The organism is Actinoplanes sp. SE50/110 (assembly GCF_900119315.1).
In the GTDB taxonomy this organism is placed as follows: Bacteria; Actinomycetota; Actinomycetes; order Mycobacteriales; family Micromonosporaceae; genus Actinoplanes.
Map to the genome: position 1 here is coordinate 8,385,792 of NZ_LT827010.1, position 18,551 is coordinate 8,404,342.

Below are 18,551 nucleotides of genomic sequence, written 5' to 3' on the forward strand. Positions count from 1 at the left end.
GGAACTCGGTGGCGCGCCGCCGGGCCGCCGCCGAGTACGTCTGCGCCCGGCCGCGTGGACTGAGCAGCGATGCCACCACGGTGACCAGCAGCACCCCGACGATGATGGCAAGCGAGGCGCCGGTGGGAATCTCGGTGACCCCGATGTGCTCACCGGCGTTGATGAACGGCACGTTGTTCCGGTGCAGGGCGTGCAGGATCAGCTTGACCCCGATCAGGGCGAGGATCGCGGACAGCCCGTACGACAGGTACACCAGGCGGTCCAGCAGCCCGTCGATCAGGAAGTACAACTGGCGCAGGCCGAGCAGGGAGAACGCGGTCGCGGTGAAGACCAGGTAGACGTTCTGGGTGAGCCCGAAGATGGCCGGGATCGAGTCGAGCGCGAACAGGATGTCGGTGCCACCGATCGCGATCATCACGAGCAGCATCGGGGTCAGCATCCGCTTGCCGTCCCGGTAGGTGACCAGTTTGTCGCCGTCGTAGGTATCGGTGGTCCGCAGCACCCGGCGGGCCAGCCGGATCACCACGTTGTCCGGCGGGGTCTGCTCGCCCCCGGCCTTCCCGCGCACCAGATTGCCGGCGGTGAGCAGCAGAATCAGCCCGAACAGGTAGAAGACCCAGGCGAACGAGTCGATCAGCGCGGCGCCCACCAGGATGAACGCGGTGCGGGCGACCAGCGACACGGCGATCCCGACGAGCAGCACCTTCTGCTGGTCGGCGCGGGGCACCCGGAAGCTGCCGAGCAGCAGCAGGAAGACGAACAGGTTGTCGACCGAGAGCGCCTCCTCGGTGACGTAGCCGGCGAAATACTCCTGGCCCATCCCGGACCCGCCGACCACCCAGATCCCGGCGCCGAACAGCAGCGCGATGCTGACGTAGACGCCGGTCCACAGTGCCGCCTCACGCAGCCTCGGCACGTGCGCCCGCCGGACGTGGACGAAGAAGTCGAAGAGCAGCAGACCGACGATCCCGAGAACCGTCGACAGCCACACCAGGCCCGACACATGCCGCATCGGCTCAGCTTAGAGGGGATCGTCGTCCGTCATTGCGGCGCGCAGCTGTGACGCGGCCAGGAACAGTGCGCCGGTCAGGTCGGCCCCGCGCAGGTCGGCGCCGCGCAGATCGGCACCGGTGAAGTCGGCCCGGCGCAGGTCCGCCCCGCGCAGGTCGGCGCCGATCAGCAGCGCGCCGCGGAAACTCGCGCCGCGCAGGTCGGCGCCCCGGAATCCACGGCCGATCAGCTGCGCTCCGCCGTGGTCCGGGCGGCGGCCGCCGATACCGGCGCGGGCCAGCTCGCTGGCCCGGCGCAGCAACGGCACGGCCCGCTGCCGGTACGGCTCCACGTCGAGTCCGCGCAGCTCGTCGGCGGACCGCGCGGCCACCATCTCGATCTCGTCCCGGGCCGCGGCCAGCTTCGGGTGCAGCCGGCGCGCCTCGCCCAGCTTCAGTGCCTCGGTCAGCAGCCAGAGCAGCTCGTGCAGCCGGCGCATCACCGGCAGGGTGGCGAACATGGCGCCGGCCAGCTCCGGGGCGCCGCGCCAGTCCCGCCCGCCGAAGGTCTCCTGGGTGATCCGCTGACCGGCGCCGAAGCAGTCGAAGACCACGCAGCCGCGGAACCCGCGCTCCGGCAGCACCTCGTGGATCGTGCAGCGGAAGTCGTCACCCAGGTTGCGGCAGGCCTGCCCGGCCGGCTTGGTGACGGCGAAATCCGAGGATTTGGCGAAGGCCGGGGCGACACAGCAGAGCGCGGCGCATTTCGTACAGTCCGCCGCCAAGTGCCTCATCGGTCACCGCCGAGCTCGCGGGCGGCCCGGACCAGCCGCCCCTCCCGGGTCTGCCGGGGCAGCGCGCCGGCGGCCGCGTCGGCGGCCGAGGCGACCCGCAGCTCGGTGAGCGACTGCCGCAACCCGGACCGCAGCCGCGCCGCCAGCGGCTTCTCGATCAGCCGGTGCACCAGCCAGGACAGGCCCAGGAGCAGGCCGATGGCGATCGCCACCAGCAGCCAGACGGGCAGGTGGGTCGCCTGGTAGGTGTGCCGGATGAAGGTGTAGCCGAGGCGCTGGTGCAGCAGGTAGAACGGGTAGGTCAGGGCGCCCGCGGTGCTCAGCCAGGCCCAACGGATCCGGTCGGTCCAGCCGAGCGCGATGGCCAGCATCACGGCGTAGGCGACCGTGATGATCACGGCGCCCGGCCAGGTCGGCACGGTGAAACCGGGGTGCAGCGAGTTCACCCGGTCGATCACCCGCTGCACGCTGACCAGCCAGGCGAACCCGACGATGCCGAACAGCAGCCAGGACCGGCCGAACCGGTGGATCAGGAACGCGGCGATGCCGGCGATGAAGTACGGCGCGTAGTCCGGCACGGCCAGCACCTGCACCCACCGGCTGCCGGTCATCGGGCCCAGCGCCGCGACGGTCATCCACACCGCGCAGAACAGCACCACCCGGCGGTAGGTCAGCCCGACCGCCACCAGCGCCGCGAACAGCAGGTAGAAACGCAGCTCGACGAAGAGCGTCCAGTACACCGTGTCGACCGAGCCGACACCGAGCGGCTCCTGCAGCATGGTCAGGTTCGCCGCGACCTGGCGCAGGTCGGGGGTTCCGGAGACCGGGACGCCGCCGTTGATCGGGGCGAGCGTGACCACCGCCGTGGTGATCAGCACACCGGCCCAGTACGCCGGGTAGAGCCGGCTGACCCGGGAGGTGAAGAAGTCGCCGAGGCTCCGGTTCCAGCTGCTCATCCCGATCACGAAGCCACTGATCAGGAAGAAGAGCTCGACGCCGAGGAAGCCGTAGACGGTGACGTGGGCCAGGTGCGGCAGGAAGTACGCCGGGGTGTGCCGCCCGTCGACCCGCCAGGACGCCGTCAGGTGGTAGGCGGCGACGGCGAGCGCGGCGATCAGCCGGAGTGCGTCCAGGGTGGCGAGCCGGGCCGGTTTACCGGCCGGCGCATCCCTCGCCGGCCGGTTGACCGGCGGGGACGGCTGCTCCGCAGAGAGCGCCGTATTTCGCCCGGATATACCGGCTTGCCTGATTTTGGCCGCGTTTTGATTCGTCATCGGAGCGGAGAATAGCCGCTCAGGTCAATGTCCGCCGAAAAGTACATCACTTCGCGTGCGTAATAAGATCCGCACCATGGAGTCGCCGCCACTGCCCGTGCACTACAGCCGGCGGGCCGCCCTGCGCCACCGCGCCGCCCATCCGCGCGGTCTCCCGCCGGGTGCGCTGACCCCGGCGACCGGCGCCGCGACCGGCACGATCCCGGTGATCCTGGTGCACGGCACCAACGGCCGCTCGGCCAGCGACTGGTTCACCCTCGCCCCGCTGCTGGCCAACGCGGGCCGCGCGGTCTACCCGTTCGACTGGCGGCGGGCCCGCCCCGGGCCGGACGTCACCGCCACCCACCGGCACGCGCTCGACCTGGCCGCCTTCATCGACGAGGTCCGGGCGACGACCGGCGCCGACCGGGTGGACGTGGTCGGCCATTCCTGGGGTGCGGTCCTGGCCGGTTACCTGACCCGGTGCCTGCCCGGCGAGCCGGCCGCCGGCACGGTCCGCACGCTGGTCGGGCTGGCGCCCACCTACGGCGGCACCACCCTGCACGGTCTGCTGAACCGGCCGCACCGGCTCCCGGCCGGGCTGCGCCGCTGGCTGGACGCGAAGATCCCGACCTGGCGAGAGCAGCTGCCCGGCTCCCCGGTGCTGACCGCGCTGCGGACCGCTCCCCCGCCACCGTCGACCCGGTACACCACGATCGTCACCCGGTACGACCAGATGGTCACGCCGTACACCGCCTCGCTGGCCGCCGTGCCGGACGCCACCCCGGTGCTGCTGCAGGATCACGCCCGGCGCGCCGTCGTCGGGCATCTCGGCATCCTGCACCACCCGGCCGCCCTCGCCCAGGTCCTCACCGCGCTGCACGGGCGGTCAGGAGCCACGATCGCGGACCCGCAGTGATGGGCACAGCCCGCCCCGTCGACCGGCGCCCCGCCTTCGGCTGGCCCGCTGCACGGGCCAGCGCCGCCCTGTTCGCCTGACGGTCAGGTCTTGGCGACCCAGGTCGGGTGGGTCTGGACGAACGCCTCCAGGGTGTCGTCCTTGGCGGCCTTGAACATGGCGACGCTGTCCGCGGTGAGGCCCTCCGACGAGCCGACCCCCGACGGCACCTCGTGGAACTTGCCGCCGTTGGTCTTGAGCGTGACGATGTCGTCCGGGTTCAGGTTGCGCATGCCGAAAACCCAGTCCTCGAGCGAGATGCCCTGCCGGAACACGGTCATCGCCTTGCCGACCGCGGTCAGCAGCCCGGGCAGCTTGGTGGGCGAGTCGAGGCCCTGGCTCACCGCGGTCTTGAGGATCGCCTTGAGCAGCTGCTGCTGGTGCCGCTGCCGGCCGTAGTCGCCATCGTGCAGCGGCGAGAGCAGGTCCCGCTGCCGGGCGAAGTCCAGCGCCTGGGTGGGATCAAGACATTGATTGCCGATTTTGTACGTGTTGGGAATGACCTGCTCACCATCGACGTACAGGTGCCGGGGGTTCGTGCCGGCCGCCGTGGTCTTGAACGGGACCGCCAGCTTGCCGTCCTTGGTGTGCCCGATGTGGATCGACGTGACGTTCTCATCGACGTACAGGCAGACCTTTTTGATCTGCTTGAGGATGTCGACGAAGCCGTCGTAGTTGACCACCGCAGCGGCGTCCGGCTTGATGCCGAACTGCTTCTGCACCGTCTCGGCCAGCAGCGTCATGCCCTGCGTGGTGGCGTCGTCGCCGTCGAGACCCATGCTGCCGAAGGCGAACGCCGCATTGATCTTGTCGTGGTGCTCGCGGTTCAGATACTTCCCGTTGTTGTACTTCGGGATGTCCACCAGCAGGTCACGCGGAATGGAGAGCATGTACGCGCTCTTGTGGTCCGCCGTCACGTGCAAAATGATGATCGAGTCGGTGTGGCTCGGCTGATGCGTCTTCGTCCAGCTCGGTCGGGTGTCCAGGCTCGCCAGCAGGATGTTCTTGGCACCCTTGATGTCGGCGTGCTGCACCGGAGCAGCCGCGGAGCCGCCCAGCTGGTGATCGGGGATGGCCGCGTTCACCTTGTTCTCCGCGACCTTGACAGCGGCGAAGGCGCCGCCACTGCCCAGGACGAGCACCACACCCAGTGGCACCACGATCTTCAGCCACAGCGGCCACTTGCGACGCGGGCTGCCCTCTACCTTCACACGTGATCGTTTCAGCACAGCGGTCCCCCTCGTATGGCTGCGCTGCCGCACGCTAGTCGATCACGTCAAGCCTCGCCCATCGACGCCTATCCGCTCTCGCCCAAATTCTGGCCCGGCGGCCCCTGTCCGGACAAGAGTGTGCCGCAACACCCAGCATTCACTCAGGCCACGACAAGCTCTCCGACAGCCCCAGCTCACCGCCGTCGATCAGTGACGGCTCACCGACCTCGGACAGTCGCCGTTCACGGTCCCGGAAGGCCACGGCTGACAACTCCCCTGAAGGCAGGGCCTTCGAACCCCATGCCATCGACCGCCGCCAGGTCGGACCGGATCCCCCCCACCGGGCCGCGCACCCGAGCCCGCCGCGACGCCACCGCCCGGTCCGGGTCCCGGCCCGGCAGGCGATACGAAAAGGACCCTTGTCCGCATGTCGCGGGCAAGGGTCCGTCCACTCGTCGCGGAGACAGGAGGTGGAACCTGCGGCCTGCGGTCATCAGCCGAGCCGATGGCCCACATTCCGGAGCGCAGCAATGCATTTCTTGCGAATCGACCTTTTGCCCCGGGACGCTGCTTCCCGGCGGCCGGCGATCACTCGCGCAGGCCGCTCGAGGTCCGGTCAGGCGGCACCGAGGGGGATCGACCCGGGCCGGGCCGCCTTCTGGCCGTGCCGAGGGGAGGCCGCTTTCCGGCTGGGCAGTCGCCACAGCCGGACCTTGCCGTCCGCGCCCGCGGTGACCAGGCGTTTGCCGTTCCGGCTGATCCGCAACGCCCAGACCGGCCCCTGGTGCCCGGCCAGCGGCGCACCGTGGGCACGTCCGGTCACCGCGTCCCACAACCGCACGGTTCCGTCGTCACTGCCGGTGGCCAGCAGTTTCCCGTCCGGACCGAAGCGCATGGCGCGCACCGGTCCGGTGTGCCCGGCGAGCGGGGCGGCAACCGGGTGGCGGGTCGCCGTGTCCCACAGGCGCACGGTGTCGTCCCCGCCGGAGGAAGTGGCCAGCAGCCTGGTCCCACGGCTGAACGTGAGGGCGTACACCGGCCCGGGTCCGGCCACGATCGGCTCGCCCGCCGGTTCGCCGGTGGCCGGGTTCCAGAGCCGCACGACGTCGCCGCCGCCGGAGGCCGCCAGGAGTTTGCCGTCGGGGCTGAAACTCGTCGCATAGACCGGGCCCGGGCTCACGATCAGCGCCTTGCCGATCGGGCGTCCGCTGTCCGCTTGCCACAGCCGCACGGTGCTGTCGGCGGCCGTGGTCGCGAGGCGCTTGCCGTCCCGGCTGAACACCACCGAACTCACCGCGCCGGCCTGCCCGGTCAGGGCGTGCAGGAGGCGCCGATCGGCCAGATCCCACAGCCGAGCCGTCCCGTCGTCGCCGGCCGTGGCCAGCAGTCGGCCGCCCGCGTTGAAGGCGACCGAGCGCACCGGCCCGGCATGACCGATCAGCGGGGATCCGGACCGCTGCCCGGTGGTGGCATCCCACAGCGCCACGCCGCCGTCGTCGGCGACCGCCAGCAGCTTGCCGTCCTCGCTGAACTCGATGGCGTGGACCTGTCCGGTGAGGCCGGTGATCGGCGTTCCGACCCGGCGGCCGGTCGCCGTGCTCCACTGCCGCACCGCCGCATCACTCACGGTGGCGAAGACTTTGCCATCCGGTCGCATCGCGACGCGTCCGTCCACGCCGGGCACGGCCGCGCGGGGGCGGGCCGCGACGCCCGTGATCTGGTGTGCGACCGGTGCCGGCGGCGCCGCGGCCGAGGACTGCGGGATGGCGACCGCGGAGAGCGAGAGCAGCCCGGCCAGGGCCACGGCGAACGACCCCCGGACGCGGAGACGGTCACCGCACGTGTCTGTACGAGTTCGATTGATAGCCACGTTCGAACGGTAACGACGCCTTTGACTGGTATGACGCTGTTCGCGGCATTTCATCCGCCAGAGTGGGCCGACCACGTCCGGATCTTTCACGGTGCCGGCTGCCGCGGGATCTCGCCGGAGCACTTCCGGGGGAGAATCGAAAACGCGGTCCGTCACGAAGACGAACCGCGTTCTGACCTGCACTTACTTTGGTAGCGGGGACAGGATTTGAACCTGCGACCTCTGGGTTATGAGCCCAGCGAGCTACCGAGCTGCTCCACCCCGCGTCGGTAGATAAAGCTTAGCGCGTTGCCCCCGGCCCCTCGCAACCGGGTTACCGGTCGCCAAAATCCGCAGGTCAGCGCGCAGATGCGGGTCACTCGCCGTCGGGACGGGGGCAAGCGCCGAGGAAGGCCGGAGGGAAGGCAGGCGCCAGCCGGGCCGACGGCGGGCGCCTGCCGCCTACCGCTGCCCGGCCCGGCCCGCCTGTCCGGAGCGGTGCGGACGGTGACACCGCCGCCCGGCAGGGCGAGGCGGTGACGCAAGGTGCGGGGCCGGGCCGGCGGTTCGGGCCGCCGGAAGGTCAGGCGGCCCTCGCCGGGGTGCGGGTGCGCAGACGCGCCACCGCCAGGGCCGCGACGTTGAGCAGGAGGCCGGCGACGGCGACACCGGTGACCAGGTTCACGCCGGGCCGGAACGGGGTGAAGTCACCGGCGGCGGTGCTGGTGGCGGAGGCGACCAGGCCGGTGACCACCGCCAGCACCAGGGCGGTGCCGACCTGGCCGGAGGATTGGACCAGGCCGGAGGCGAGGCCCTGCTCGGCGTCGTCGATGCCGTCGGTGGCCTGGGCCATGATCGAGCTGAAGCCGAACGCGAAGCCGCCGCCGAGGAGCAGCATCGTGGGCAGGACGGTGGTCAGGTAGCCGGGGTGGCTGCCGGAGGTGGCCAGGAACCAGAGGTAGCCGGCGCTCAGTGAGATCATCGCGGCGACGATCAGTGGTGCGGTGCCGTACCGGTCGATGAGCCGGCCCATGAAGGGTGAGCTGAAGGCGACCAGCAGGCCGGCCGGGAGCAGGGCGAGGGCCATCCGCAACGGGGCCCAGTGCAGCACGTCCTGCAGATAGAGGGTCATCATGAACTGGAAGCTCACGTAGGAACCCATCAGGGCCACCATGCTGGCGTTGGCCCGGACGATGCTGCCGATCCGGAAGATGCTGAGCCGGACCAGCGGGTGCCGGACCCGGGTTTCCGCGACGACGAAGGCGGCCAGCAGGACGACGGCGAGGATCGACACCGCGGCGGTACGCGGGTCGAAGCCGCGCTGCGGGGCGGTGACCACCGCGTACACCGCGGAGAGCATGCCGCCGACCAGGGTGACGGCGCCGATCAGGTCGTGGCCGCCGCCGGTGGCCGGTTCGTCGCGGGGAATCAGGAACAGCCCGGCGATCAGGGCGCCGAGGGAGAGCGGGACCGGGACCAGGAAGGTCCAGCGCCAGCCGAGGCTGGTCAGGACGCCGCCGAGGATGAGGCCGGAGGAGTAGCCGCTGGCGCCGAAGACCGTGAAGATCGACAGCGCCCGGTTGCGGGCCGGACCCTCGGCGAACGTCGTGGTCAGGATGCTCATCGCGGTGGGCGCGGTGAACGCCGCGGCGAGGCCCTTGATGAAGCGGGTGGCGATCAGCAGGCCACCGTCGTCGACCAGACCGCCGATCAGGGAGGCGACGGTGAAGACGCCGAGCGCGATCAGGAACACCCGGCGGCGGCCGAGCAGGTCGGCGGTGCGGCCGCCGAGCAGCAGCAGGCCACCGTAGCCCAGCACGTAGCCGTTGACGATCCACTGCAGGGAGGTGGTGGTGAGGCCGAGTTCGGCGCCGATCGACGGCAGGGCCACGCCGACCATCGAGACGTCGAGGCCGTCGAGGAAGAGGACCGCGCACAGCACCGCCAGCACGCCCCAGAGCCGCGGTGTCCAGCGGTGTTCCGCGCCGCCGGCCGCGGTCGGCGTCGGGGTCACGGTTTCAGAGATAGTCACGGTGGCGACGTTATATGCGTACGCATCTAATGTCTACGCATCGAATGTGGGCGCATATATTTCCCGTGCATCGAAGGTCCGATGCGGAGTAGGATGCCCGCCATGGAGCCGGAAAACGACCTCGTCGAGCGCTGGCGATCGCTCCTGACCTGCTACAACGAGGTGGCCCTGCACCTGGAGCGAGCCCTGCAGGATGCCCACGGCCTCACCCTCAGTGACTACGAGACGCTCGACCGTCTCACCACCCAGGAGTGTGACAAGCGCCGCATGCAGGATCTTGCGGACACCATGTATCTGAGCCAGAGCGCCCTGTCCCGGGCGGTGAGCCGCCTGGTGAACGGCGGCCTCGCCGAGCGCACCCACTGCGAGGCCGACCGGCGGGGCGTCTACGTGCAGATCACCGCATCGGGCCGGCAACGCTGGGCCGAGGCGCAGAAGACGCAACTGTCCGTGCTGGCCGAGCACCTGACCCCGGCCGGATAGCCGAGAGCAGCAGGATCAGCACCCCGCAGCCGGCGACCAGGGCCCAACCGGCCCGCGGGCTGCCGGCCAGACCACCGGCCACCGCGATGCCGAGCGCCGCCCCCACCTGCCGGGCGGTCGATGCGATCCCGCCGGCCACCCCGGAACGCTCCGGCGGCAGACCGCTGACCGCGGTGTTGGTGATCGGCGCGTTCGCGAAACCGATCCCGATCCCGGCGCACAGATACGCCACCAGCAGGACCGGCAGCCCGGTGTCCCGGTCCACTCCGGCCAGCAGCACCCCGCTGAGCAGGATCCCGGCTCCGGCCAGGCGCAGCGGCAGACCGGGGCCGACCCGGCCGACCAGACGCCCGGAGAGCGGGGCGCAGATCGTGGCGGCGACCGCCATCGGCAGGGTGACCAGGCCCGCCTCGATCGGGCTCAGGCCGCGGGCCCGCTGCAGGTAGAGCGTGCCGAGCAGCAGGGTCACGTTCAGTGCGACGAAGACCACCACGGCGCCGCCGACCGCCGCGGCGAACGGGGGCCGGCGGAACAGGCTGAGATCCAGCAGCGGTTCGGCGCGGCGGGACTCGACCCGGGCGAGGGTGGCCGCGGCGGCGGGGATCATCGCGTACGCCGCCATCGCGAAACCGGACCACCAGCCGGCCCGCGGCCCTTCGATGAGGACCGCGACGACCGTGCTCGTCAGCACGATCAACAGGGCCTGACCGGGCAGGTCGAGCCGGCGCGGCCGGGGTGATCGGGACTCCGGGAGGGGGTACGCCAGGACGGCGACGATGATCGGCAGGTTGGCCCAGAAGATCGGCCGCCACCCGAGTCCGGTGACCAGTGCGCCGCCGAGTACCGGCCCGGCCGCCATGCTGAGCCCGAAGACCGCGGCCCACACCCCGATCGCCCGGGCCCGCTCGCGCGGATCAGTGATCACGCTCACCACGATGGCCAGCGCCACCGGGCTCAGCATCGAGGCACCCACGCCCTGCACGACCCGCGCCGCGATCAGCGCGCCGAGGCCCGGCGCCAGCGCGCAGCCGACCGAGCCGAGACCGAAGAGGATCAGTCCGAGCCGGAACACCCGGCGGCGCCCGATCCGGTCGGCCAGCGCGCCGGAGCCGATCAGCAGACCGGCCAGCACCAGCGTGTAGGCATCGACCGCCCACTCCAGCTCGGGCAGGCCGAGCCGCAGGTCACGGCCGATCGCGGGCAACGCCACGTTCACCGCCGTGGTGTCCAGCCCGACCAGGAAGATGCTGGTGCAACAGACGGCCAGGACCAGCCGTCGACGTGTCATCTCATTCACGCCGCCGATCGTGGCGGCAACCACCCGGCGCTTCCCAGGAAACTTGCGAAGACCGCAAACTGTCGGGATGGACCCCGAGCTGACCACGCTGCTCGACGGCATCGGCTCGCGCCTGCGCAGGATCCGGCAGGACCGTGGGCTGACCCTGGCCGATCTGGCCGCGGCGACCGGCCTGTCGGTGAGCACCCTGTCCCGGCTCGAATCGGGCGGGCGGCGGCCGACCCTGGACCTGCTGATCCCGCTGGCCCGCACCTACCGGATGGCGCTCGACCACCTGATCGGCGCGCCGCCCACCGGCGATCCGCGGGCGCACCTCACGCCGCACCGCACCGAGCCGCGCACCGGAAACCCGAGCGTGGTGGTACCGCTCACCGCGTACCCCGGCCGTTTGCAGGTCTTCAAACAGATCCTCGGCCCCGGGCAGCGTCCGCCGACCCCGGTGACCCATCCCGGACACGCCTGGTTCTACGTGCTGTCCGGGACCGTCCGGCTGCTGCGCGGGCCCGTCGAGTCGGTGCTGCAGCCCGGGGACGTGGCCGATTTCGACACCGGCGAGCCGCACTGGTTCGGGCCGGCCGGTGATGGCCCGGCGGAGATCCTGCACCTGTACGGCCCGCACGGCGACCGGCCGGCGTGACCGGTCACCACCGCCACTTCTGCAGCAGACTGCGACTGCACGAGATGATCTGGATCTCCGCCTGGTTGTCGGCGGTGACCGGGCGCAGACACAGGGTCGGATGCCCGACCGGCCGGATCACCCCGCCGGGGCCGAGCTCCCAGGCCTGCGAGGCGCTGCCGTTGCAGGTGTAGGTCCAGATCCTCTGTCCGGAGGCGAAATTGCCGCCCGGCACGTCCAGGCAGTTGCCCATCACCCGCAGCGTGTCGTCGGCCGGAACCCGGGTCAGAGCCTGCGCCTTGGAGCCGTTGCAATCGTAGAATTGCAGGTACGTCCGGATCGCGACGGCCGCCGCGGGCACGTCGACGCAGCGGTCGCCGCCGTTGACGCTGCGGATCGGGCTCATCAGCGGGTTCGGCTGCCGGGCCACCTTCACCACCTTGGCCACCGAGGGCACACCGGCCGCGTCGACGACGAACAGCATGTAGTAGCCGGGCGGGGCGACACCGCCGCTCGGCGGGCCGGTCACGGTCAGCGTGGTGCCGGCGGCGCTGAACCTCAGCGGGATGTACCGCTGTCCCTGGTCGATGCCGTGGGTGACGTCGGCGAGCCCGACCAGCGCCACCTTCCTGATGCTCGACGCCTGCGGGGAGGTCACCGCGAACGGGGTGGCGATGTCGACGCCGGCCGGTGCGGCGGAGATCACCGGACGGTCGGCAAGGCGGCCGCTGCCGTCCTGGCGATAAAGATAGGGCGGGGAGAAGTACTCGATGTTCTTCTCCAGATAGCCGACCGTGGTGCAGATCCCGCAGACCCCGCCGCCGCCGGTGAGCACCCGGCCGTCGGGCAGCAGCGCGGCGGTCGAATGATACTGCCGGATCCGGCCGGCGCCGGCCAGCACGGTCCACGCCCCGGTCGCCGGATCCCAGCGCTCCGCCGCGGTGGCCGCGCTGTCCAGGTCGACCAGCGGGCTCTTCCTGGTGCTCGTCAACCCGCCGGTGGCCAGCACCGAGCCGTCGGCCAGCAGGGTGGTGTTGAGCTGGCGCCGCCCGGTGGACAGTGAGCCGGTGGTGGTCACGGTGGCGCCCGCACCGGTGGTGTTCAGCACCACCGAGGTCCGCGTGGGCACCTGCGCGACCCCGCCCTCGGTCAGGTTGCCGCCGCCGGTCACCAGCGTCCTGCCGACGTCGTAGGTGGCGAACCCGCCGTAGTCGCGGGCCACCGCGTCCCGCGTGCCGGTCGCGGTGATCACCCCGTTGCCGGAGGTGGTGACGGTGTACGAGGTGGTGGGCGGACCGAACAGCTGGAGCTGGCTGTCCGGCCGGGAACCGAGGAACGGATAGACCCGCGCCGCGTACGTCGGGCCGGCGGTGAGCGGGCGCAGGGCGCCGTCCGACTGGTAGACCTCGGCCGTCTTCGGGCCGCCGCCGACGATCACCTCCTCGCCGTTCGCGGTCTCGGCAACCGCCGGATACCACCGGCCGACCGCCATGTTCTCGCCCCGGGTCCAAGTCTCGGTCTGCCAGTGGAAGATATGCGTCCAAACCGTTCCGTCAAGGGCCGAGTCGGCATTTCCGCCGGCGACCAGAATGTCACCGTCCGGGAGATGCGCGAAACCCGCGCAGAAGATGTTCGCTCCTTGCAGATCAACTCTTTTGTACGTGTTGTCAGCCGGATTCCAGACCATCACCCGCGTGAAATCGTGGTCCGGATACGACTCCGCCGCGTTGTCGCCGACCGAATCCCAGATGAGCACCTTGCCGTTCGGCAGCACCGCGTCGAAGACCGGGACGACCGGCGTGCCGACCACCGGACTCCACGAGCCGGACCGCCCGGGATCGGCGGAAACGGCCACCCGGGACACCGGGGTGCCCGGGCGGTGGCCGGTGTCCCGCTGGATCCGCGCGGCGTTCACCGCGGTCCGTCGCTCGATCTCGCTGATCGGCGTATCGGCGAGGTCGAGTGCCATGTGCTCGCGGATCTCGTCGGCCTCGTCGCCGTGGAGGTGCCCGGCATCCGCCTGCCCGGCCGCCGGATGGACACCCGACGTTCCAGCGAGCAGCAGAGCGGAAAACAATCCGGAAATGATCAATCCGCGACGCAAACGCATGAAAAGGGTCCTTCCGCCAACCCGGAGGAATCGCCCCCTACAACCCCTCGCGGCCCTCACCATAGACCCGCACTAAGTCGTCCTTCAATGTTCTGTCGCCCTTAATCAATTCATCCCCAAACAGCCACCGAACCCGGTATAGCCGCCTTTAACCACCATCCGCACCCACAACGGACCACGCACAGCCCCGCGCCGCACGGCCAGGCCTTGAACCCACGCCCGCCCCACGGCCAGGCCTTGAGCCCACGTCCGCCCCACGGCCAGGCCTTGAGCCCACGTCCGCCCCACGGCCAGGCCTTCAGCCCACGCCCGCCCCACGGCCAGGCCTTCAGCGCACGCTTAACCCACCTCGCAGGTTTCTGGCCAGTTCCGGCCCACGGGCTGGTTCTTGACGGCGCTGCAACTCCAAGCCCGTCTCGGCGTCGGGTACCGGTCACCGACCCACCGACCAAGCCCATCTCGGCGCCGGGAACCGGCCACCGACCCACCAACCGCGCCCACCGGAACGCGGGGGCTCGGGGGGCTCGGCCCCCCGGCCAGCAACGCGAAGAGGGACCCCGGTCCGCGCATTCCGCGGACAGGAGTCCCTCATTCCCTCGTAGCGGGGACAGGATTTGAACCTGCGACCTCTGGGTTATGAGCCCAGCGAGCTACCGAGCTGCTCCACCCCGCGTCGGTAGATAAAGCCTAGCGCACCGGCTCCGGAACCTGCAAAACAGCCCCCGGAGCCGGCGTCTTCGCTGGTCAGCCGCCCGCACTCGCGGAGGGTGCCGGGTTGGCGGCGGTGGAGGGTGTGACCGACGGCCCGGTGCCGGTGGTCGTCCCGCCCTTCGCCTGGGAGGCCTGCTGGAAGCGGCTCATCGCGTCGTCGAGGGCCTTGAGCGCGTTGCCCTGGGCCACGAAGTCGCCGGATTTCTGCGCGTTCCGCAGGTTCTCGATGGCCTGGTCGACGGCCGCGGCGGCGGAGGCGAGGTCGCCGCTGAGGACCGGCGGGCCGGTGCCGCTGGCGGGTGGTGTCGTGCCGGTGTTGCCGCCGGTGCCGGTCCCGCCGTTGTTGTTCTTGCCGGCGGCGGCGAGGGCTTTCAGGCCGTCCTGCAGGTTGTTCTCGAGGACGACGTTGGAGCCGTCGCCGTACGACATGAGCACCTTCTGCAGCAGCGGCGCCGCACCGGCCGCGGTGGTGCGGACGTAGACCGGCTCGACGTACAGGATGCCCTGTTGCAGTGGCAACGAGATGAGGTTGCCGTAGAGGACGGTCTGGCCGTTGCGGTTGAGCGCGAACAGCTGCTGGGAGATGCCCGCGTTGTTGGTCATCAGCCGGTGCACCTGGACGGGGCCGGGTGTCACCGAGTTGTTGGGCAACTTGAGCACCTGCAGCTGCGGAGCGCCGGTGGTGTCGTACGACGCGGAGATCAGGGCGGCCATGTTGTCCCGGCCGTTCGGGGTGACCCCGGAGGTGAGCTGGAACGTGGTCGCGGACTGCACGGGCAGCTTGACGTTCAGGTAGAACGGCGGCTGCTTGACCCCGGCCTGCGGTGCGTCCGGGGCGTTCGGCACCTGCCAGAAGTCGTCGCCGGTGAAGAACGTCTGCGGGTCCTGGACGTGGAACCTGGTGAGCAGGTTGCGCTGCACCTTGAACAGGTCGGCCGGATACCGGAAGTGCTTGATCAGATCGGCCGGGGTGTCCCCCTTGGGGATGATCAGGTGCCCGCCGAAGGCCTGGTTCCAGGCCTTGAGGACCGGATCCTTGGTGTCGAACTCGTAGAGCTTGACGGTGCCGTCGTACGCGTCGACGGTCGCCTTGACCGAGTTGCGCATGTAGTTGACGTCGTCGCGGGCCAGCGGGAAGGCTCCGGCCCCGGTCGTCTCGTCGCGCGTCTCGTTCGCCAGGTTGATCTTCTGCGCGTACGGGTAGGTCTGGGCGGTCGTGTAGCCGTCCAGGATCCAGACGATCTTGCCGTCGACCACGGCCGGGTACGGGTCGCCGTCGATGGTGAGGAACGGCGCCACCTTCTCCACCCGCTCGCGCGGGGTCCGGATGTACATCACCTTGGAGTTGGCGTTGACCGCGTCGGAGAGCAGGAAGTTGCTCTCGGTGTTCTTGATCGCGAACACCAGCCGGCGGAAGAACGAGCCGATCGCGACGCCGCCCTTGCCGTCGTACGTGAAGGGGTCCGAGGCCTCTTTGTCCTCGTCCTGCCCCTGCGCGTTCTTGTCCCGTTCCTTCGGGCGGTCGAACTCCACGCTCCTGCTCTTGTCGGTCTGGCCGACGATCGCGTACTCGGTGGACTGCTCACCGTAGTAGATCCGCGGCTGGGTGGCTTCCAGCTCGTCGGTCGGCGCCGAGCAGTTGGCCGAGGTGTTGCTGCCGAGGAAGCCGGAGACGAAGTACGGAAGCCCGGCGCCTTCGCAGACCTTGTTGGCCGGCGCGGCGACCAGTCCGTACCCGTGGGTGTAGACGGTGTGCCGGTTCAGCCAGTTCCGCTGCTGTGCGGAGAGCTTCTCGTCGTTGATCTCCCGGGCGCCGACCACGAAGTCCTGCGTCTTGTTGTCGATCGTGTAGCGGTCGACGTCGAGCTTCTCGCCGAAGTCGTAGAAGCTGCGGGACTGCTGCGACTGGGTGAAAGCCTGGGAGACCAGCTGCGGGTCGATCAGCCGGACGTTCTGCGCGCTGGTGTCGTCGGCCAGGTTGGCCGGCGGCGGCGTGGAACCGTTCGCCGCGGTCACCGGGGTGTAGTCGGTGACCTTCGTGGCGTTCAGGTCGAACGCGTCCCGGGTGGCCTCGATCGCCTTGGCGATGTATGGCCGCTCCTTGTCCGAGAGGCTCGGCTTGACCTGGAAGTTCTGCACGGCGAGCGGGTAGATGCCGCCGATCGCGACCGCGGAGATGCCGAGCAGGGCCAGCGAGACGCCGGGCCACACCAGGTTCCGCATCACCGCGTTGGAGAACACGATGATCGCGACGGCCACCACAATGGAGATGTACGCCAGGATCTCCTTGGCCGGGAGCAGCGCGTTCACATCGGTGTAGCCGGCGCCGTACAGCCCCGGCGAAACGTGCTGCTCGAGCAGCAGAGCGCGCCGGTCGAGAACGTACGCCACTGCCTTGAGCAGCACGAACACCGCGACCAGGGTGGTCAGGTGGGCACGCGCCGCGGTGGTCATCCGGTCGCCGACGCCCTGCAGTCGGACGCCGCCGAAGATGTAGTGCACGGCGAGCGCGCCGAGCACCGACAGCACCACCGCGGTGAAGCCGAGGCCGAGCAGGTAGCGCAGCAGCGGGTAGTCGAAGATGTAGAACCCGATGTCGACGTGGAACTGCGGGTCGGTCTGCCCGAACGGCTGCGCGTTGCGGAACAGCATCCAGTCGGCCCATCGGCTCTGCGCGGACAGTCCCGCGAAGAATCCGATGATGACACTCAGCACGGTGATCCAGGTGCCGAGCCGGGGCGTGAGGACCATCCGGTACCGCTCCAGCGTGGCCTGCTCCGCGGAGTGCGGCCGCAGCAGCGGACGCAGCCGGTACGCCAGGTACAGGTTCGCCCCGACGATCAGTGCCAGCACCGCGCCGACCGTCAGGAAGAGCAGCAGCCTGGTGACCAGCACCCCGGAGAACACGTTGGCGAAGTCGACCTCGGAGAACCAGAGATAGTCCGTGTACGCGTCGATGCCCCAGCCGAGCAGCGTGAAAAGTATGAAGACCCCGACCAGGACGCCGACGGTGACGCGACCGCGCCGGCTCATCCTCGGTAGGGGACTGTTACGCATTACCAACGTTGGCTCCACACTTCGTCGGGCCGGTGTCTCACCTTACGATCTCGTATCCAGCTTCGATACGTGGTGGAACATGTCCGGTCACTGCCAGTGGTCATGATGCCGAGCAGGGTGTGGGGGTGCCACCCGAGGTGAAGGTCTTGAGCGCGGTGAGTGCGTCGTCCACGGTGGCCACCTTCGCCATCGGCAGGCCGGGCACCGCGTTGCGCAGCGCCTCCGCGCAGTTGTCCTTGGGGACCAGGAAGATCTTGGCGCCGGCCTTGCTCGCGCCGACCAGCTTCTGCGGGATGCCGCCGATCGGACCCACGTTGCCGTCGTCGTCGATGGTGCCGGTGCCGGCGATCACCTTGCCGCCGGTCAGGTCGTCGTCGCGCAGCTTGTCGATGATGCCGAGGGTGAACATCAGGCCGGCGCTCGGTCCGCCGATCTTGTCCAGGTCGATCTTGATGGTGAACGGGTGCGGCTGCTGGGTGCCGATCTCGATCCCCAGGCGCGGCGTCTTCTTCTCGTCGTCCGCGGCCTTCGTGGTCACCTCGGCGGTGCCCGCCCTACCGGCCCGGGTGTACCCCACGGCCAGCCTGCTGCCCGCCGGCTGGGCGGTGACCAGCGAGGTGAGCTGGCCCGGCCCGGTCACCGCGGTGCCGTTCACCGAGGTGATCACGTCGTTCTCCTGGAGCACGCCGGCGGCGGCGCCGCCCGCGGTGACCTTGCGCACGTAGGTCTGCACCGGGTAGCCGAGCTCGCGCAGCGCGACCGTCTCGGCGCTGGTCTGCGACTGCTTCCACTCCTGCGCGTTCTGCTCCTGGACCTGCTTCTCGCTCTGGTCCGGCGGGTAGATCAGGTCACGCGGGACCACCGCGTCCTGGTGACTCAGCCAGCCCTGCACCGCCCAGACCAGCTCCACGTGCGACTGCACGTTCACCGTGGTCAGCCGCAGCTCACCGGCGGAGGACGAGGTCTTGGCCCCGGTCACCTGGATCACCTCGGTGCCCTCGGCCGAACCGAGGGTGTTCACCGTCGGGCCGGGCTTGAGCACCACGTAGGGCAGGGGGGCGACCATGACACCCGCGGCCAGCAGGGCGGTTATCAGGGCGCCCAGGATGACGGTGACACCGCGACGTCTCATGCGCGTGAGAGTACCGACCCACCCTGAGTTCTCTCTGAGCTGACACCTCCATCAGTCCG

General features: G+C 70.2%; 12 protein-coding genes, 2 tRNA genes and 1 pseudogene. 3 read left to right on the top strand and 12 right to left on the bottom strand.

What is annotated here, in order from left to right:
• Positions 1–61 precede the first annotated feature (61 nt).
• The 3 genes and pseudogenes from ACSP50_RS37385 to ACSP50_RS37395 all read right to left on the bottom strand — a co-directional run.
• Positions 62–1,012, bottom strand: a pseudogene (locus ACSP50_RS37385) (TerC family protein); the annotation flags it as partial.
• Between the two features lie 9 nt (positions 1,013–1,021).
• Positions 1,022–1,783 (bottom strand): pentapeptide repeat-containing protein, encoded by a 762-nt coding sequence (locus ACSP50_RS37390; RefSeq protein ID WP_014694530.1) that lies wholly within the window; start codon positions 1,781–1,783, stop codon positions 1,022–1,024.
• The gene (locus ACSP50_RS37395) at positions 1,780–3,057 is read right to left on the bottom strand and encodes an acyltransferase (RefSeq protein ID WP_014694531.1); all 1,278 of its coding nucleotides are present in this window, start codon (positions 3,055–3,057) and stop codon (positions 1,780–1,782) included. Before ACSP50_RS37395 ends, ACSP50_RS37390 begins: the two co-directional genes overlap by 4 nt.
• Positions 3,058–3,112: 55 nt before the next feature.
• On the opposite strand from ACSP50_RS37395, the gene ACSP50_RS37400 reads away from it, so the two are divergent.
• The gene (locus ACSP50_RS37400) at positions 3,113–3,955 is read left to right on the top strand and encodes an alpha/beta fold hydrolase (protein WP_155123720.1); all 843 of its coding nucleotides are present in this window, start codon (positions 3,113–3,115) and stop codon (positions 3,953–3,955) included.
• A gap of 83 nt (positions 3,956–4,038) precedes the next feature.
• Here ACSP50_RS37400 and ACSP50_RS37405 read toward each other — a convergent pair whose 3' ends face one another.
• The 4 genes from ACSP50_RS37405 to ACSP50_RS37420 all read right to left on the bottom strand — a co-directional run bounded on the left by ACSP50_RS37405 (position 4,039) and on the right by ACSP50_RS37420 (position 9,086).
• Positions 4,039–5,205: an LCP family protein gene (locus ACSP50_RS37405; protein WP_099343948.1), complete on the bottom strand. Its 1,167-nt coding sequence runs from the start codon at positions 5,203–5,205 to the stop codon at positions 4,039–4,041.
• A 616-nt stretch (positions 5,206–5,821) separates the two neighbouring features.
• Positions 5,822–7,075, bottom strand: a complete 1,254-nt coding sequence (locus ACSP50_RS37410) for a WD40 repeat domain-containing protein (RefSeq protein WP_231956796.1) — start codon at positions 7,073–7,075, stop codon at positions 5,822–5,824.
• A 189-nt stretch (positions 7,076–7,264) separates the two neighbouring features.
• A tRNA-Met gene (locus ACSP50_RS37415) sits at positions 7,265–7,341 on the bottom strand.
• Between the two features lie 296 nt (positions 7,342–7,637).
• Positions 7,638–9,086, bottom strand: a complete 1,449-nt coding sequence (locus tag ACSP50_RS37420) for an MFS transporter (protein ID WP_014694535.1) — start codon at positions 9,084–9,086, stop codon at positions 7,638–7,640.
• Between the two features lie 102 nt (positions 9,087–9,188).
• Between ACSP50_RS37420 and ACSP50_RS37425 the strand changes: the two genes are divergently transcribed.
• On the top strand, positions 9,189–9,569 hold the full coding sequence (locus ACSP50_RS37425; protein WP_014694536.1) for a MarR family winged helix-turn-helix transcriptional regulator: 381 nt from the start codon (positions 9,189–9,191) through the stop codon (positions 9,567–9,569).
• On the opposite strand, the gene ACSP50_RS37430 is transcribed toward ACSP50_RS37425, so the two are convergent.
• Positions 9,484–10,857, bottom strand: a complete 1,374-nt coding sequence (locus ACSP50_RS37430; RefSeq protein WP_052311819.1) for an MFS transporter — start codon at positions 10,855–10,857, stop codon at positions 9,484–9,486. The genes ACSP50_RS37425 and ACSP50_RS37430 overlap by 86 nt on opposite strands.
• 76 nt (positions 10,858–10,933) lie before the next feature.
• Here ACSP50_RS37430 and ACSP50_RS37435 point away from each other — a divergent pair, with 76 nt between their 5' ends.
• Positions 10,934–11,503: a helix-turn-helix transcriptional regulator gene (locus ACSP50_RS37435; protein ID WP_014694538.1), complete on the top strand. Its 570-nt coding sequence runs from the start codon at positions 10,934–10,936 to the stop codon at positions 11,501–11,503.
• 4 nt (positions 11,504–11,507) lie between these two features.
• Here ACSP50_RS37435 and ACSP50_RS37440 read toward each other — a convergent pair whose 3' ends face one another.
• The 4 genes from ACSP50_RS37440 to ACSP50_RS37455 form a co-directional block, all read right to left on the bottom strand.
• Positions 11,508–13,592, bottom strand: coding sequence for a galactose oxidase-like domain-containing protein (locus ACSP50_RS37440; RefSeq protein ID WP_014694539.1), 2,085 nt, complete (start codon positions 13,590–13,592; stop codon positions 11,508–11,510).
• Positions 13,593–14,191: 599 nt separating this feature from the next.
• Positions 14,192–14,265 (bottom strand) — tRNA-Met (locus ACSP50_RS37445).
• Positions 14,266–14,336: 71 nt separating this feature from the next.
• The gene (locus tag ACSP50_RS37450; protein WP_014694540.1) at positions 14,337–17,336 is read right to left on the bottom strand and encodes a UPF0182 family protein; all 3,000 of its coding nucleotides are present in this window, start codon (positions 17,334–17,336) and stop codon (positions 14,337–14,339) included.
• A gap of 124 nt (positions 17,337–17,460) precedes the next feature.
• On the bottom strand, positions 17,461–18,492 hold the full coding sequence (locus tag ACSP50_RS37455) for a PDZ domain-containing protein (protein WP_014694541.1): 1,032 nt from the start codon (positions 18,490–18,492) through the stop codon (positions 17,461–17,463).
• Between the last annotated feature and the right edge of the window lie 59 nt (positions 18,493–18,551).